Source organism: Shimazuella kribbensis DSM 45090 (assembly GCF_000428065.1).
In the GTDB taxonomy this organism is placed as follows: domain Bacteria; phylum Bacillota; class Bacilli; order Thermoactinomycetales; family Thermoactinomycetaceae; genus Shimazuella; species Shimazuella kribbensis.
Genome location: NZ_ATZF01000004.1, coordinates 47,190 through 63,111 on the forward strand (window position 1 = coordinate 47,190; position 15,922 = coordinate 63,111).

General features: G+C 38.3%; 12 protein-coding genes. 7 read left to right on the forward strand and 5 right to left on the reverse strand.

All coding sequences use genetic code 11. The features are described from left to right. Positions 1-3 precede the first annotated feature (3 nt). Positions 4-420: a thiol-disulfide oxidoreductase DCC family protein gene (locus tag A3GQ_RS0107630; RefSeq protein ID WP_037464310.1), complete on the forward strand. Its 417-nt coding sequence runs from the start codon at positions 4-6 to the stop codon at positions 418-420. 263 nt (positions 421-683) lie between these two features. Here the strand turns inward: A3GQ_RS0107630 and A3GQ_RS25615 are convergent, their stop codons facing one another. After that, positions 684-1,655 carry a CPBP family intramembrane glutamic endopeptidase gene (locus A3GQ_RS25615; RefSeq protein ID WP_051271368.1) on the reverse strand — a complete coding sequence of 324 codons (972 nt, stop codon included), beginning with the start codon at positions 1,653-1,655 and terminating at the stop codon, positions 684-686. A gap of 100 nt (positions 1,656-1,755) precedes the next feature. Here A3GQ_RS25615 and prfA point away from each other — a divergent pair, with 100 nt between their 5' ends. From prfA to A3GQ_RS23725, 5 genes are all read left to right on the forward strand, one after another. Further along, a complete protein-coding gene (prfA, locus tag A3GQ_RS0107640) occupies positions 1,756-2,823 on the forward strand; it encodes a peptide chain release factor 1 (protein WP_028776552.1) in 1,068 nt (355 codons plus the stop codon). After that, on the forward strand, positions 2,813-3,700 hold the full coding sequence (prmC, locus tag A3GQ_RS0107645; protein ID WP_028776553.1) for a peptide chain release factor N(5)-glutamine methyltransferase: 888 nt from the start codon (positions 2,813-2,815) through the stop codon (positions 3,698-3,700). The genes prfA and prmC overlap by 11 nt, the downstream gene beginning before the upstream one ends. Positions 3,701-3,786: 86 nt before the next feature. Further along, positions 3,787-4,176, forward strand: coding sequence for an SRPBCC family protein (locus A3GQ_RS0107650; RefSeq protein ID WP_028776554.1), 390 nt, complete (start codon positions 3,787-3,789; stop codon positions 4,174-4,176). A gap of 192 nt (positions 4,177-4,368) precedes the next feature. Then, positions 4,369-7,539, forward strand: coding sequence for an ATP-binding cassette domain-containing protein (locus tag A3GQ_RS0107655; RefSeq protein WP_028776555.1), 3,171 nt, complete (start codon positions 4,369-4,371; stop codon positions 7,537-7,539). Between the two features lie 361 nt (positions 7,540-7,900). Next, positions 7,901-8,317: a DoxX family protein gene (locus A3GQ_RS23725; RefSeq protein WP_051271370.1), complete on the forward strand. Its 417-nt coding sequence runs from the start codon at positions 7,901-7,903 to the stop codon at positions 8,315-8,317. A 98-nt stretch (positions 8,318-8,415) separates the two neighbouring features. Here A3GQ_RS23725 and A3GQ_RS0107665 read toward each other — a convergent pair whose 3' ends face one another. Further along, positions 8,416-11,484, reverse strand: a complete 3,069-nt coding sequence (locus tag A3GQ_RS0107665) for an efflux RND transporter permease subunit (protein WP_051271373.1) — start codon at positions 11,482-11,484, stop codon at positions 8,416-8,418. Between the two features lie 184 nt (positions 11,485-11,668). Between A3GQ_RS0107665 and tnpB the strand changes: the two genes are divergently transcribed. Next, positions 11,669-12,802 (forward strand): IS200/IS605 family element RNA-guided endonuclease TnpB, encoded by a 1,134-nt coding sequence (gene tnpB, locus A3GQ_RS0107670; protein WP_028776557.1) that lies wholly within the window; start codon positions 11,669-11,671, stop codon positions 12,800-12,802. A gap of 215 nt (positions 12,803-13,017) precedes the next feature. Here tnpB and A3GQ_RS0107675 read toward each other — a convergent pair whose 3' ends face one another. From A3GQ_RS0107675 to A3GQ_RS23730, 3 genes are all read right to left on the reverse strand, one after another. Next, positions 13,018-14,379, reverse strand: a complete 1,362-nt coding sequence (locus tag A3GQ_RS0107675) for a sensor histidine kinase (protein WP_028776558.1) — start codon at positions 14,377-14,379, stop codon at positions 13,018-13,020. Next, the gene (locus A3GQ_RS0107680) at positions 14,376-15,050 is read right to left on the reverse strand and encodes a response regulator transcription factor (RefSeq protein WP_028776559.1); all 675 of its coding nucleotides are present in this window, start codon (positions 15,048-15,050) and stop codon (positions 14,376-14,378) included. Before A3GQ_RS0107680 ends, A3GQ_RS0107675 begins: the two co-directional genes overlap by 4 nt. A gap of 240 nt (positions 15,051-15,290) precedes the next feature. Next, positions 15,291-15,821, reverse strand: coding sequence for a superoxide dismutase family protein (locus tag A3GQ_RS23730; RefSeq protein WP_037464314.1), 531 nt, complete (start codon positions 15,819-15,821; stop codon positions 15,291-15,293). Between the last annotated feature and the right edge of the window lie 101 nt (positions 15,822-15,922).

Below are 15,922 nucleotides of genomic sequence, written 5' to 3' on the forward strand. Positions count from 1 at the left end.
ATGATGTCAGCCGAAGTCAATATAGATCCTTCTGGTACATATGTGTTATTCGATGGAGTATGTAATGTATGTAACAATTGGGTACAGTTTATCATCAAACGTGACCCAAGTGCGGAAATTCGCTTTGCTTCTCTACAATCAGATGAAGCAAAAATTTTGTTACAAAATTTCGACAAAAAAGTTTCCTTGGATTCGATTGTGCTATTGCAGAATGGAAAAGTTTATACAGAGTCTACAGCTATATTAAAAATATTCCGAAAATTAACAGGTTTGTGGCCTTTACTCCATGTTTTCCGGATTATGCCATCATTTATCCGAGATTCTTTTTATCGCTGGTTTGCTAGAAATCGGTATCGTTGGTTTGGCCAGCAAGAAAGTTGTATGATACCAACACCAGAAGTGCGGCAGCGATTTTTATAATAGGTGAGGACACTTAATGAAATAAAGAAAAGTTGCTCGGATAAGAGCAACTTTTTAGTAGATAAGAAAGTATAGATTTTAGCTTATCTGCAAAGCGAGACTAGGAGCATAGCGACGTAGCGAGACTTGTGCCCTAGTCTGAGGTGCAAAGCGAGACTAGGAGCATAGCGACGTAGCGAGACTTGTGCCCTGGTCTGAGGTACATAAGTGCAATTAAGCCTCTGTCTAAGCCTTTAAAAGGCTTGTGGGTAGGCGGGTTTCCTTTAGGTGAGCTTGGAACCAAGTAATGCTAATAAGCCCAGTATTATATTATAACTTGCATGTGTGACCATAGTTAGCGTTGTATTATACCGGATTCGAAGGATACCAAGCATAATAGCAAGTATAAATACGATTAACGTAGCAACACTCAAACCATAGTTGGCATGAACCAAGGTAAAGAGAATACTGGTATAGATCAAGCCGAATCTTGGGAGCATAGCACCGCGGAAGATTAGCTCTTCTCCTAGTGCTGCTGCAAGTCCCAAAGTTAAGATTCCTGGGATAGTTTCAAAGAGAGGGCCTAGTTGTTGATTCGTAATTTTATCGACATTTGGATCCATACCGAATCCAGAAATGCTAGCTAATTGTTCCAATATAAGATTGACCATAACAAAACCAACTGCAAAAAGGATACCTGTAAAAACGATTTTAAAAGTTGGTCGAACAAGACCTAACCTTTGTAATGTTTCCTTCGTATTTCTTTTTTGTAGCCACCCTACTCCTATGATAGCAATAAGAGCTAATAAAATATCTTGTGTCCAAAGAGTTCCGATCGTTGTACCTTGTGTAGAATCTTGAATCAGCTCTTCTAATGAAAAAGCGGTTAGAATATAGACATGAAATACTAAAAAACTAAGACTGAGAGAGATCGTATGTACTACATCATTCGAATCAATCGGGATCGATTGCCCGATCAACTTGCGTATTGGTGGGACAAAGACCAATAGTGCAGCGATGGATACAATAAAAAGAGCAAGGGATTGCAAAACTTCTTTCTCTCGTATCTGATCTAGCTGTAGCAAAGCAGATGAATTCATAATGGCGATAAGGCCATAGCTACAAATGACAATTAAACAAATGACTCGTGTGATCCACGCATATCGTAGTGGGTGTGTGATTCGCTGTTTGACCCCAAACTGGAGAAAGAAGTATATGATCAAAAAAGGTGCGATTTGCAATAAAATATCTAACACACATGTGTCTCCTTTGGGGATAGATTTGTTGTTCCTTTCATCTCTATTATAGATATGTTACAATCAATTGACTTATGGTTAAAAAATGGGAGTGAGAAATATGCTGGATCGACTCCAGTCCATTCATAATCGTTACGAAGAACTGAGTACATTATTATGTGAACCTGATGTGATAAATAGCCCTGATAAATTACGGACGTATTCCAAAGAACAACGTGGTCTGGAAGATCAAAACAATGCCTACTTGGAGTATAAACAAGTAATGGAAGGCCTGCAAGAAGCGAAGGCGATGTTAGAAGAAAAGCTGGATGATGAAATGCGTGAGCTTGTCAAAGCAGAGTTAGATGAGTTGACAGAGCGCAAAGAACAGCTAGAAGAAGAAATCAAGATCTTGCTCCTTCCAAAAGATCCAAACGATGATAAAAACGTTATCGTAGAAGTTCGTGGAGCAGCAGGTGGAGATGAAGCAGCTCTATTCGCGGCTTCTTTGTACCGGATGTATGGTCGTTATGCTGAAAGACATGGCTGGAAGATTGAAGTTTTAGAGGCTAGCTCTACCGGATTGGGTGGAATGAAAGAAGTTGTTTTCTCTATCCAAGGACAAGGTGCATATAGCCGACTTAAATATGAGAGTGGAGCCCACCGTGTGCAACGTGTCCCTTCGACGGAATCGGGCGGTCGCATCCACACTTCTACAGCTACAGTAGCAGTATTGCCTGAGGCAGAAGAGGTAGAAATTGAGGTGCATGACAAAGATTTGCGGATTGATACTTTTTGTTCCAGCGGCCCTGGGGGACAGAGCGTAAATACGACCAAATCAGCGGTTCGCATTACACATATTCCTTCTGGTATTGTGGTATCTTGTCAAGATGAGAAATCGCAAATCAGCAACAAAGATAAAGCTATGCGTGTATTACGTGCTCGTCTCTATGATATGAAACAACAAGAAGAGATGGCCAAATATGCAGATGCGAGAAAATCAGCAGTTGGAACAGGAGACCGTAGTGAACGGATTCGTACTTATAACTTCCCACAAAGTCGAGTGACCGATCATCGCATTGGACTTACCCTTCATAAGCTAGATATGATTTTAGATGGAGACTTAGAAGAAGTTATCGATTCTTTGATCTTACATGAGCAAACGGAGCAGTTAAAGCATGCAGAATAATACAATTCGGGAAGCCTTTGAGCAGGCTTCTTCTTTTTTAAAAACAAATGGGATAGAAGATGCTCTATTTGAGGCAGAATGGATGCTTCGGGAGTTATTAGAAATAGATCGAGCATCTTTTTTTCTCCTTTGGGAGAAGCAGTTGACAGAGGAACAGATAGATAAATATCAACAGTGGTTGAATCGTAGAGCATTCCATGAACCATTGCAATACATATTTGGCGATGCAAATTTTTACGGCCGGCCTTTCTTGGTTACACCAGATGTCCTCATTCCTCGACCTGAAACCGAATTATTGGTTGAACATGTGATAAAAAAAGGGGATGAAGTATTTGGTGATCAGCCAGTGCGTGTTGTAGAAATAGGTACAGGTAGTGGTTGTATTTCGATCACTTTGCAGTTGGAGCGTCCGCATTGGTCTGTTACTACTATTGATTTATCAGAAGATGCTCTAAGGGTCGCAAAACAAAATGCAAAAACATATGGAGTTGCGGACAAAATCACTTTCCTGCGGGGCTCTTTTTTAGAACCTGTGGAACAAGAAACAATAGATTTGTTCGTTTCTAATCCACCCTATATTCCGTCTACTGTGGTTCAACAGTTAGATGAAGAAGTACAAAGGTATGAACCCCATCTTGCCTTAGATGGAGGCGAAGATGGAATCCATCCTTATCGTGAAATCACTGCACAAATTGCAAAGTTGCCTTCTGCTGACAAACAATTAATAGCTTTTGAAATTGGTGATGAGCAAGGGGAACAAGTTGCTGATCTTGTAAAGCGAATACGAAACTGTACTCAGACCGAAATATTAAAGGATTTCAATGATCGAGATCGTTATGTGATTGGTTTGCTTGAAAAGCATGATTATCCATTTTGAATTATTGAACATACCCACTGAGAGAACAGACAATTCTGAAGTCGGGTAATATTACTTTTGAATTAAATATTACAGGAGGAACACAAATGAATTTAACCGTATCCCAAGATTTTAATTTTAAGAGCCCGATTGAAAAGGTATGGCATGCATTAACAGATGCTAGTACACTTGCGAGATGGGTTATGGACAATGATTTTAAACCTGTCGTCGGACACAAATTTCAGTTTCGGAACGATCAGTGGAATTTGATTATTGATTCCGAAGTTCTTGAAATAGATGAGCCATATAAGTTATCTTACACTTGGGTCGGTAGTGGGATAAACACTACCATCACATGGACTTTAAAACACGAGGTCGATACAACTTACTTACATCTGGAACAAACAGGATTCGAAAAAGAAGATCAAGCCTTCCGTGGTGCAAAACATGGTTGGGTGAAAATGGCTGGTGATCTTGAAAAATTGTTGGTTGTATAATAAAATTTAAAATCGGTTTCTCGTTTAAGAGAGCATTACTATAAGCAGGGAGTAATGCTCTTTTTATTCATATGTAAGATGGAACAACGCAATTTTTGAATCGTTATTTTATTTTACTTTATGATAAGCATACGAGAAAGAGAGTTGATTTAGTATGAGCAACCTTAAAATATTAAATGGAGAGGATATCCGATGAAAATAAATCATTTAATCGCCAACAATATTAACCGCTTAGAAACAATTTTGCCAGAAGATCAATCGTTAGGAATTGCTGGTTTGTCCGGATCTGGTAAAACTACTTTTTGTCAAACCATTGGTAAAGAATCCAAGAAGCGACTCGTTTCCTTATTGCCTAAGGCAGAATATCAGTATTTATTTTCTAATATAATGGAAACAAATTTCAGTGCCATTAATATGGAAGAAATGCCTTTAGTGCTTTTTCTTGGTAAATCATCCATTTCTTCTAATCCGCGTTCCACAATTGGCACGCATACTGGCGTATTTACAGAGATTCGTGTAAGACTCGCTGAAAAGTATGATCTTTCTCCAGAAGTCTTTTCCTTTAATAATGAATTAGGCTGGTGTCCTAAGTGTAAAGGCCGCGGAACTAACAAAAATGTCGAATGTCCTAAGTGTAATGGAAGGCGCTTTAACGAAGAAGTTGAGCAATATACAATTGACTTATTTGGCAAACCGCATAGCATATCAGAAATAAACAACTTAAGTATGGAAAGTATTCTTTTGCTATCAGAGGAATTACATATTAGTGAAGCGAAACAACATATTCTTAAAAATATTATCCATATGAATATTGGTTACTTAACATTTAATCGGATCATGGGTACATTGTCTGGAGGGGAACTAACACGGCTTTACTTGGCGGAATTTATGGCAGCCAGTGAAAATGCCATGATTATTATTGATGAAATCTCCGTTGGTCTTGATCACCAAACCCTATTGAAAATTTTAGAACAGATTAAACAATTGGGTTATAAGAATCAAATTTGGCTCATTGATCATTCAGACACAGTACTTGATATAACAGATGAGCAATTGTTCTTTGGACCTGGCAGTGGGAAATACGGCGGAAAAATAGTCAAAGAATCCCCGCGCCCACAACCAATCGATTGGGAACGAAATCAGGAAATACCAACCGAATACTACCAATTTCGTGATCTGTATTGCCGTAATATTCAAGTGGCTGAAATTCAGATTCCCCAAAATAGACTTGTAACCGTTACAGGTGAGTCGGGATGTGGTAAATCGACCCTTGTGAATGAATGTATAGCTAAAGATTTTCTAAAGCGATATCCAAAGGATAAACTGGTTATGGTAGGACAAGACCGAAATCAATCGATTACCAGTCGTTCAACCGTTGCGACGTTTCTTGATATTAAAAAGAAACTCACCAAATACAGTGACGAAATAGATGATATTTTCGATCGCTCCATTGAAGATATCATTAATGAACTACCAGAAAAAGATATTGCAAAGAAACGTTTGGGATTATTGATCAAACTTGGACTCGGTTATTTGACTTTAAATAGAAAAACGCAAACATTATCAACTGGTGAATTTCAATGTGTGCATTTAGTCTCAGAACTATTTGCAAATTCTAGAAATCCACATACACTTTTCATTTTCGACGAACCTTCAAAAGGTTTATCACAAAATATTTTAAATCAGTTCATTGATAGTATCAGGGGTGTTTTACAAGATGAATCAGTTTCCATCATGATGATTGAACATAACGCCTACATGCTGGAAAGCTCAGATTTTATCATTGATTTTGGTAAAAGACAGTTGGAACCTGTCAAGCATCTTGACATTGTCAATCATGATGATTATTTTCGTCAAACACAGAGTGCAGACCAAGCGGAACCACTGCATATTTCTTCCGCACTCAAGCAGCAAAAGGGTATTCACTACTTAGAAGAAAATCCTATTGCCTATTTTAAAAATGCAGAAAATATCTTTAAGGGCGGTATCTTAAAAAGCTTATCATCAATAGCCCGTCTTATTTATGGTGAATACGAATCGGAAACTATTGCACCAGTCATCGCTATTGATCTGGAAAGGCATTTGTATAGTCAATATAGTTTTCTTTATGAAATTGGCGGAATGATCAACCATATTATCGCATCACATCCAACCAATAGAGATACGAGTAGCTTTGATTTCTTTTCTCAAGACAATCATTGTCCGTCATGCTCAGGACGTCTTGGGATTGAAATATTTGATAGAGATCTTGTGATTCAAGACAAAAATCTTCCATTTTGGGATGGTCTATTCTATCCAGAAATAATGGAGGTATTAAAATTTTATCAATATCCAAAATTAGAATTTCTATTTGAAGAAATCAAAAATGAGCTTGGTCATGACTTGACGAAAAGTTACAATGAGCTATCTGATGAAGAAAAGCATACATTTTGGTATGGGTATTTTGAAAAGTCCTTTTATGATAAGAAAGGCAAGGCACGAAGAACTTGGGTAGGTTTTAATACCATCATTGGTACTTATATTTTTGTTTCAAAATCTATTATTAAAGAGCAAATAAAAGCTTCTAAAGAAATGATTACATGTCCTATTTGTGTGGGAACCGTGTTAAACCACCATAAACCGCTTAAATTTGGAGATACAGATATTCGTGAAATTATTAATCAGCCGATTGACCAAGTATTAAAAGTAGTAGGTGATTTACCTGCACTGGTCAAACTGAAATCGATTGTGGGGGGCGATATGTTATTAACGGAGGATGTCTCTTTACTGCCTAGAAAAACACAAGTCGCATTGAAAATGTTTGAATTAGAACTAGCTAGTTTTATGGGTTATGAAATGGTATTACAAAATGTATTACCATTTTGGGATACAATCAAAGACAATATCGAATCCGTTAGCAACAATAATCTAGTAACCATTTGTGATTTTCCTAATATCCATGAAACAAGAGAAACAATCATAGATAAATATTTCACAAATGGAAAATACAAAAAATTAACCTATGTATATGAAACCTTTGGTTACAAAAAGTTAGTTACCCAAATCAATAAAATTAAAAAAAGCCATGCATGTCCATTCTGTAAAGGAAAGAAAGTTATATCAGAAGATAATTTGCATGATGGCGTGTTTAAATTAACAATTCCATGTGTTAGTTGTTATGCAAGTGGTATCAATGATGATGGACTTAAGGAACTTGTAGAAGGCGTACACGTAAAAACATGGTTAACTGGAAAAGTGAGTGATGTTGTTGATGAAAGCTTATATACAGAAGCTGTTGAAGACATTCCAATTTTCAATCGTATTCGTGAGTTGAACAAACAAGATATGATGGCAGTTTATCAATGTCTTGAGCAAAATTATTAAATTAGAATGATTAAAACAAAACATCTTTTAAGAGAGAACTGGTTTGTCAGCTAGTGATAGAAAACCCATAAATCCCAAATATATAAAAGTGTTATGCAACAAACAGAGACGATTCTTCAATAAGGAAGGTCGCTTTTTTTTATTCAAATAAAATATAATTAAATTTTAAAATAGTATAATAACATGTAAAGTGGTTTTTTAAGGCAAGAATTTAATAATAAAAATAGGTTGATAGGACACCGTTTGGTGTCCTATAATAAAAAAGAAACCAAATGGTGTCCTATAGAAGACCAACCTTTAAAACAGGTGAGGCTTGTAAGGAACTACCGCAATAATAAATCATAATTAAAGGACGGGATCGATGATGAAAACAAAAGGAAAAATGATTGCTTATTGGACAGTCACACTATTACTCGCAGTATCCATTACGTTAAGTGGTGTCGGTCAACTGATGCAATTAGGAGGAAATATCGAGTTAGTGAAGAATATTGGCTATCCGTTATACATCATGAACGTTCTCGGGATTTGGAAAATACTTGGAGTCATTGCGATCATTGTGCCAGGTTTTCCTCGGCTGAAAGAATGGGCTTATGCTGGTATCTTCTTTTTAATGACTGGTGCGGCTTTCTCTCATGTGCTTGCTAACGATTATGGTGATTACGGATTTCACATTATCCTTCCGCTTTTCTATGCTGCACTCAGTATGGCTTCATGGGCGCTGAGACCAGAAAGCCGTATCTTAGGGAGTTTGCTTGGTAAGACGGAAAAACGTGCGTAAATACAAAATCTCATTCAAAAACCCCTTGATTCTCGTATTATCTTAGAATCAAGGGGTTTTTTATATGTTAAGATCTTAGGATTCTACTATTTCTTGACCTATTTTTTATCCTTTTCTAGTTCTTTTATGGAATCAGTAGTTTCGATTCGTCGATACTTCCCAACAATGGCATACAGTACTGGGACGAAGAACAAGGTAAGAAGGGTCGAAGTTGTTAATCCACCGATCACCGTGATGGCTAGTCCCTGTGAAATAAGTAAACTTGAATCGGTAGACATAGCTAATGGAATCAATGCAAAAATCGTAGCTAGTGCCGTCATTAAGATAGGACGTAAACGTGTTTTTGCTGCTTCCATGATGGCCTGTCCTAGATCCAATCCAGCTTTTCGTTTGGTCTCCACTCTGTCTAAGAGTACAATTGCATTGGTAACAACAATGCCAACTAACATGAGTAGACCAATCATCACACTCATCGATATCGGCTGTCCAGTCAGTAATAATCCAGATATGGCGCCGATAGGGACGAATAAGAGTGAGGATAAGATGACCAATGGAGTAAGTATGCCTCCATAAGTGATACTCAAAATGATAAATACCAATCCAATGGCAATGACAATCGAAATACCAAGATTAGTAAGTCCTTCTGTGATATCTTCATTTCCTCCGCCTACTTGTATGGTCACACCACTTGGCAGAGATAAGGCATCTATATCTTGTTTGACTTGATCCGTTACTCCTAATGGATCATCACCTTTGATAAGTGCACTTACTGTCGTGTATGTCTCGCCATTTTCATGAAGAATCGAAGCAGGGACATTGCTCAATTTTATATCTGCAATATCAGATAAGGCTTTTTCACCTTTAGTAGTTTGGATTTTAATTGCTTTTAACTTTGCTTCAGTTGAAACTTTTTCATTGTATTCGAGTACGATGTTTTGATCTAATCCATCTAACTTATAGGTTCCTACCTTTAAAAGTTGAAGATGTTCATGGACCGTTGCCATCACTTGCTCTGGTGTTAGACCTAATTCTTTCCCTTCTTGATTCAAGGTAATATTCCATGCTTTTCTTGTTTCTTGACTGGTGTTAGAAATATTTTTCAGGTCTTTGTTTTGATTGAATAGATCCTCTACTTGACCGGACGCCGCTGCTAGATTTTTTAGATTATTCCCATATAAATTGACTTTGATATCGTTACCTGATCCTGGACCTGCTTGTGTTTGTTCCGATATTTTTACTTTGGCTTTTGGATACTTACCCTGACTGATTTTTGTTATTTCTTTTTCTAGTTTGGTAAGTGCATCATCAAGGGATATGTCCTCTTTTCGTTCTAATGAGAAAGTTATTTTTTGTTCATTTGTTTCTACGATTTGCAGCATATTGGACATGCCAATGGTAACTTGTCGTTTGTCAAAGAGATTCATTTCTTTTATTTTCTGCTCTAACTTCTTGGCAAGTTCTTCTGTTGCTCCAAGAGTTGTACCAGCAGGTAAGGTGATTTCAGATGTTACAAGCTCAGCATCTCCTGTTGGCAGGAACGAAAATCCTAAACGCGGAATCATCGCAAGCGAACCGATTAATAGAAATAGTGATGCTGCGATGACCAACGTTTTCTGACGTAGTGCACCATCCAGCATTTTTCCATAAATACGGGAAAGTCTAGTGTCCTCTGAATGAGGTGGAACTTTTTTAAAGAACGATGCTCCAAGTAGTGGAATCAAGGTAAAGGCAACGAGTAAGGATACGAGGATGGAAATAGCCACTGTCAAAGCAAATGGACGGAAGATCTCTCCAATCATGCCTGTTACAAAAACGAGTGGCAGAAAAACAGCTATCGTAACAAAAGTAGAAGATGCGACTGCTGTCCCCACTTCTTTGGTCGCGTGTAATACAAGTTGCTTTTGTGATAATGTTTCTCTTTTTTGTTGTTTCCAACGAAAAATATTTTCAATCACTACGATGCTGTCATCGACAATCCGCCCCACGGCGACTGCCATACCACCTAGTGTCATGATATTCAATGTATATCCCATTGGCTCCATTAGGGTTAGTGTGACTAAAATGGAAAGCGGGATGGAAATAAGGGCAATAATCGTTGCTCGGAGATTGCGCAAAAAAAGCGCGATGATCAGAACGACGAAGATAGCTCCATATAAAGCTTCATGAATCAAGCTGTTGATTGATTTTTCTGTTTCTGCGCCTTGATCTGCAATGGGATGGATTTTAAAAGCGACATTTTGTTGATATTTGCTTAATATATCTCTTGTAAATTTTGAGACATCTGTTGTGTTTGCATCTTGATCTTTGGTGACCTCGATTTGAAAGGCACTTTCTCCATTTACTTTGCTGATTTCTGTTTGTTCGGAGGTTGTGTTGATTTCGGCAATATCCCCTAGTTTGACCGGAGAAGCGGATGCAGTTAGTTGTGGATTCGCTCCTGTTGTTGCATGGATGATAGGAATATTTTTCAAGTCAGCTACTTTTTGAATGTTTCCCACTAAACGAACAGCAATGGTATTGTCTTTGGTTTCAGCAGAGCCGGCAGGTAAAGCATATTCTTCGTTTTGGATAGACTGTTGGATCGTGCCGAGCGTTAGACCTTTTGCTTTCGCTTTTTCTAGATTTACCTTTATTGCAACAGTGGATGTTTTGGTACCTTTTATTGTTACTTCATTAATGCCTTCCTTTTTTTCTAACTCAGGGATAATTTTATCCTCTAGTTCTTTTTGTAAATCAGCTTCGTATTTTGTGGAAAGAGAAGCTGAATAAACAGGAAAATCATCTAAATTAATACGTTTGATTTGAAAATCTGCTTGCTCTGGTAAGACCAGTTTGGAGAAATTATTATTTAATTCTTGTTCTTTTTTATCCAAATCTGTCCCGAAGGGATATACAATTTGGATATTTGCGATATTATCGCTTGATGTACTTGTAAAGCTTTCATAATCATTTTGTTGTTTGATCGTATTTTCAAGCGGTTTTGTTACATTTTCCTCTATGTCTTCTGCACTAGCCCCAGCTTGATTTGCTTGCACGGTAAGCACAGGATTACTTACATCTGGGATCGTTTCTAGTTTTAGGTTTCCTGTAACTAGTACCCCTGACACGATTACAATAATGGCGAGCAGGATGATAACGATACTATTTTTCAAACTCCATTTAATCACAAAGGCTCCTCCTTTATAGATTCGTGAGCGAGAAAACCCACGGTTTCAATCGTGGGATGAAAGCGAGTGTCAGACGAGAGATGTCAGAGATCGTCTCTCGTCTGACTAATTTTTTGAAATCCTTGACATATACAAACGCACGTTCTATAATATCCTCAAAATCCCATTTAGGGAGGTGAAATCGATGCACAAAGCCTTCCAATTTCGGCTTCGCCCCACAACAAAACAACGTATTCTCATGCATAAATCGATTGGATGCAGTCGTTTTGTTTTCAATCATTTCCTAAGAAAATGGAACGAAAGCTATCAAGAAACAGGCAAAGGACTAAGCTATCCCACATGTTCTCAACTACTAACCGCAAAAAAACGCGAGCTAACTTGGTTAAAAGAAGTCGACTCCACTTCGTTGCAAAATACCTTAAAACACCTAGCCGATGGGTTTTCTCGTTTTTTCCAAAAGCAAAACGATGCCCCTCGTTTGAAAAGTAAGCGAAATCGCGTTCAAACTTATACGAGTCAGTGTAACTATCCCAAACAAGGGAGACCAACGATCGAAATCGTCAAAAACAAAATCAAGCTACCGAAATTAGGCTGGGTAAAGTTTGTCAGAACCCGTGAAATCAGTGGTCGCATCTTGTCTGCTACGATTCGTCGTACCCCATCGGGAAAGTACCAAGTATCGGTCCTCTGCGAAGGCTGCTATCTCCGATCTGTTCCTGCACAAAAGGAAGCTGTTGGCATTGATTTGGGATTAAAGGATTTTGCGATTTTCGATGATGGAACGAAAATCAATCCAAGTCGTTTCTTTCGTCGGTACGAAGAAAAATTGGCGAAAGCACAACGAATCCTATCACAACGCACGAAAGGCGGTTCTAATTGGCATAAAGCTCGGATAAAAGTAGCTCGGATTCACGAAAAGATTGGGAATAAACGTCATGATTTCCTCCATAAACTCTCTACCCAACTGGTACACGAAAACCAAGTGATCAGTACCGAGAGTCTGCAAACCGGAAACATGATAAAAAATCGCAACTTAGCCAAATCGATTACGGATGCTTCGTGGTCGGAATTTGTTACGATGTTAACATACAAAGCTGCGTGGTATGGAAGAACAATCATACAGGTAGGGAAAACATTTCCCTCTAGCCAACGTTGTTCCAACCCAGACTGCCGATACAAAAACAAAGAAGTAAAAGATCTAAACCTGCGCGAATGGACATGTCCTTCGTGTCACGAACATCATGATCGAGACATCAACGCAGCTAAAAATATAGTGCAAGAAGGTTTACGATTAATTGCCGCAGGGCTTGCGGTCTAAGCTTGGTAAACTTCCTTGGGGTACTAAGGATTACCCAAGAATCCCACGGCTTTAGTCGTGTGGAGTGCCAATTGGCTGATATAAAGGTAATGGCCTAAGATGAACTCAGTATGAACAACAGGCTGTATTTTTGACAAAATGATGATGGAAAAAACAGCCTTTTTTTGTAAGGGCTGTTTTTCAGGAGTCATAAAAACGTATAGGGATGTACAGGATCATGTCTTTTTTAAGGTTCCTGGTAAGCTAACAGTAAATGTTGTTGCTTTCTCTACCTCGCTCTCTACTTCTATTTCTCCATTGTGTAATTCCACTATCTTTTTGGCGATCGATAATCCTAACCCGTTTCCAGATTTTTTCCGATTCCTTGCTGGGTCTCCTGTATAAAAACGATCAAAGATGTGTTGTTGAGCTTCCTTTGGAATACCGATACCTGTATTGGTGATACGCACGATTATTTTTTGTTCTTTACTAGTAAGTTCGATTTGAATATTTCCTTGATCAGGTGTGAACTTGATACTATTGCTGAGGAGATTTAGCCATACTTGGCTGAGTTGGTCTTGATCAGCAATGATATTTATTTTTTCTAGCCTGACATCCATCTTGAGTTGCTTTTTTGACCACTGTGGTTCTAAAAAGGCAACAAGCCTACGGAGTTGCTCATCCAATTGGTAAGATTCTGGGTGAAAGGGATGATGATTGGATTCGAGTGAAGCTAGTTTTAACAAGTTTTCACTTAAACGGGATAGACGTTCTGTTTCTTGCTGGATGATATCAAGAAATGCATTTCGTTCTTCGAATGAAATGGCTTCATCCTTTAATATTTCCGAGTACCCGCGAATGGAAGTGAGTGGAGATTGGATTTCATGGGACACATTGGACACAAAGTCTTTGCGCATTTGCTCCAATTCACTTAATTCTTTTGCCATTAAGTTGAAACTGTCTGCTAAGATCCCCAGCTCATCTTTTCGCTTTATTTCCACATGTATATCAAAGTTACCTTGGGCGAGCTTTTTTGTTGCCGAAGTCATGGCTTGCAGGGGTCTGACTAAATAACGCGATGCAATCAAAATCAAAATACTTCCAATAATAAATGCGATGATAAGGATCGTGTTAATAATCTCATCAAACTTCTCAAATAATGGAATTCCACGAAATGTAAGGAAGAGCGCATAATGAAGGTCATTGATTTGAAATGGTAAACCTACGATTTGAGGAGATTGATCTTTGTTTTCTTTAAGATAGATCCCACCTTTTACTACATGGGTGATATCTTCTTTTGTAAAGGGTCTGTCTTCTTTTGGTCTTAAACCAAAATATTTTTCTTTTCCTTTGTTCGTAAATAACCAAAAGTTGTAATGCAGTCGTGAAATGCTTTTTAAATAAGAATCAATGTTTGAGGAAGGGTTTTGTTGGTATAAAGTGATGATTTCTTTCCCTTGTTGGATTAAAGCTTGTTGAATTTGCGTTTCTACTTCTTGGCGATAGAGCAAAGTATTAATGAAAAAAGAGAGGATAAGACTGGCAAGCACAATGCCAATAAAGGTGATGACTAGTCGAAAATATAAGGTTCGGATCATCGTGTCACGTCCAATCGATACCCAAGACCCCGAATAGTAGTGATCTGAAAGGCGCTAGTTTGTTGATCAAATCGTTTTCGCAGGCGCTTAATATGGACATCCACTGTCCGTTCTTCGCCTGTAAAATCGACTCCCCAGATTCGTTCTATTAATTGACTTCTTGTGAATATTTGACTGGGGTAGCTTGCCAATTGGAATAGGAGCTCAAATTCTTTGGGAGGCAGTTCTACTGTTTCGTTGCCTATGCTGACTGTGTAACTGTTTGCATCAATGGTGGTATCGCCAAATTGCACCAGGTTGCTCGATGTCATGCGGGCACGCCGTAGCAACGCTTTGACGCGTGCAACCAATTCCAATGGGTCAAATGGTTTGCTGATATAATCATCTGCTCCCATCTCCAGACCTTTGATTCTTTGATTCGTTTCTCGTTTTGCAGTTACCATCAAAATCGGTGTGTCACGATGTCTTCGAATTCCCCGGCAAACTTCCCAACCGTCTTTTTCCGGTAACATGATATCTAACACAACTAGGTCGATCGCTTGGGAGTTTATGATGGTTAGAGCATGACTCCCATTGTCAGATTCGACTACTACAAATCCTTCTTTTTTTAAATAAAAAGCAATCATTTTGCGAATATGCAAATCATCTTCTACGATGAGTATATGTACCATTGGTTTTCCTCACGGGTGTTTTTGGGCAAGATTACCATGTATGTTCCAAGAGATCAAACAGGAAAGACGGTTCTATTCGGCTTCCTTCTTCTCTGTATTTTGTATATTTTTAAGAGGATAGATTCTTTTATCTATTTTCTACTTATAATTATATAAATATTCATTTTTAATATAGTCAGTTAGTTAAATACGAAAAGGAAGTACTCCCAATCGAGCACTTCCTTTTTATGTGAGTACTAATTATTTTGCAGCTTTTACCACACCACAAGCAATACGACTGCCTGCGCCACCAGTTGGATCTGTTTTTTCGTCATCAGGCTTCTCATGGATCACAAAAGCAGTACCGCCTGCTTGAAATAGTGAGTTTTTCTTTCCTGACTCTAATGTAACACCCTCGACTTTTTTGGTCATGGTAAAGGTTCCATTCGATTGGACTGTTATATTTCCTAAGTCACCTAAATGATTTCCTTGTGGGTTGAGATGACCATGTTGTTTTCCTGCTGGATTAAAGTGCGGACCTGCGGATTTAAAATCGGGTGCAGAACATTTCCCTACTTGGTGGATATGGAAGGCATGGAGGCCCGCTGGTAAATTTTGCGCTTGTACCTTTACTTGGACTCCATCTTGATTCTCTGTTGTTTTGACTGTTCCAACATTCATCCCCTTCGAATCAATAAGTGTTGCGGTTGCTTCTTGTGAAGCATGCATAGGGGAGCAACCTACAAAAACAGAAGATAAAACGAATAAAAATAAAAAAACGTACTTCTGCAAGCCGATTTCCTCCTTGTTTATGTATTTGTAACAAGTATAACAAAATTTTCCGAATCATAACACGACTAAACTTTCGCCCTCTTGTCCATACTGTTAGGGAG

What these genes read in the sequence shown, in the direction of transcription:
- prmC (WP_028776553.1), top strand. Translation starts at nt 2,813, where the DNA reads ATGCAGAATAATACAATTCGGGAAGCCTTTGAGCAGGCTTCTTCTTTT.
- A3GQ_RS0107650 (WP_028776554.1), top strand. Translation starts at nt 3,787, where the DNA reads ATGAATTTAACCGTATCCCAAGATTTTAATTTTAAGAGCCCGATTGAA.
- tnpB (WP_028776557.1), top strand. Translation starts at nt 11,669, where the DNA reads ATGCACAAAGCCTTCCAATTTCGGCTTCGCCCCACAACAAAACAACGT.
- A3GQ_RS0107680 (WP_028776559.1), bottom strand. Translation starts at nt 15,050, where the DNA reads ATGGTACATATACTCATCGTAGAAGATGATTTGCATATTCGCAAAATG.
- A3GQ_RS0107655 (WP_028776555.1), top strand. Translation starts at nt 4,369, where the DNA reads ATGAAAATAAATCATTTAATCGCCAACAATATTAACCGCTTAGAAACA.
- A3GQ_RS23725 (WP_051271370.1), top strand. Translation starts at nt 7,901, where the DNA reads ATGATGAAAACAAAAGGAAAAATGATTGCTTATTGGACAGTCACACTA.
- A3GQ_RS0107630 (WP_037464310.1), top strand. Translation starts at nt 4, where the DNA reads ATGTCAGCCGAAGTCAATATAGATCCTTCTGGTACATATGTGTTATTC.
- prfA (WP_028776552.1), top strand. Translation starts at nt 1,756, where the DNA reads ATGCTGGATCGACTCCAGTCCATTCATAATCGTTACGAAGAACTGAGT.
- A3GQ_RS0107675 (WP_028776558.1), bottom strand. Translation starts at nt 14,379, where the DNA reads ATGATCCGAACCTTATATTTTCGACTAGTCATCACCTTTATTGGCATT.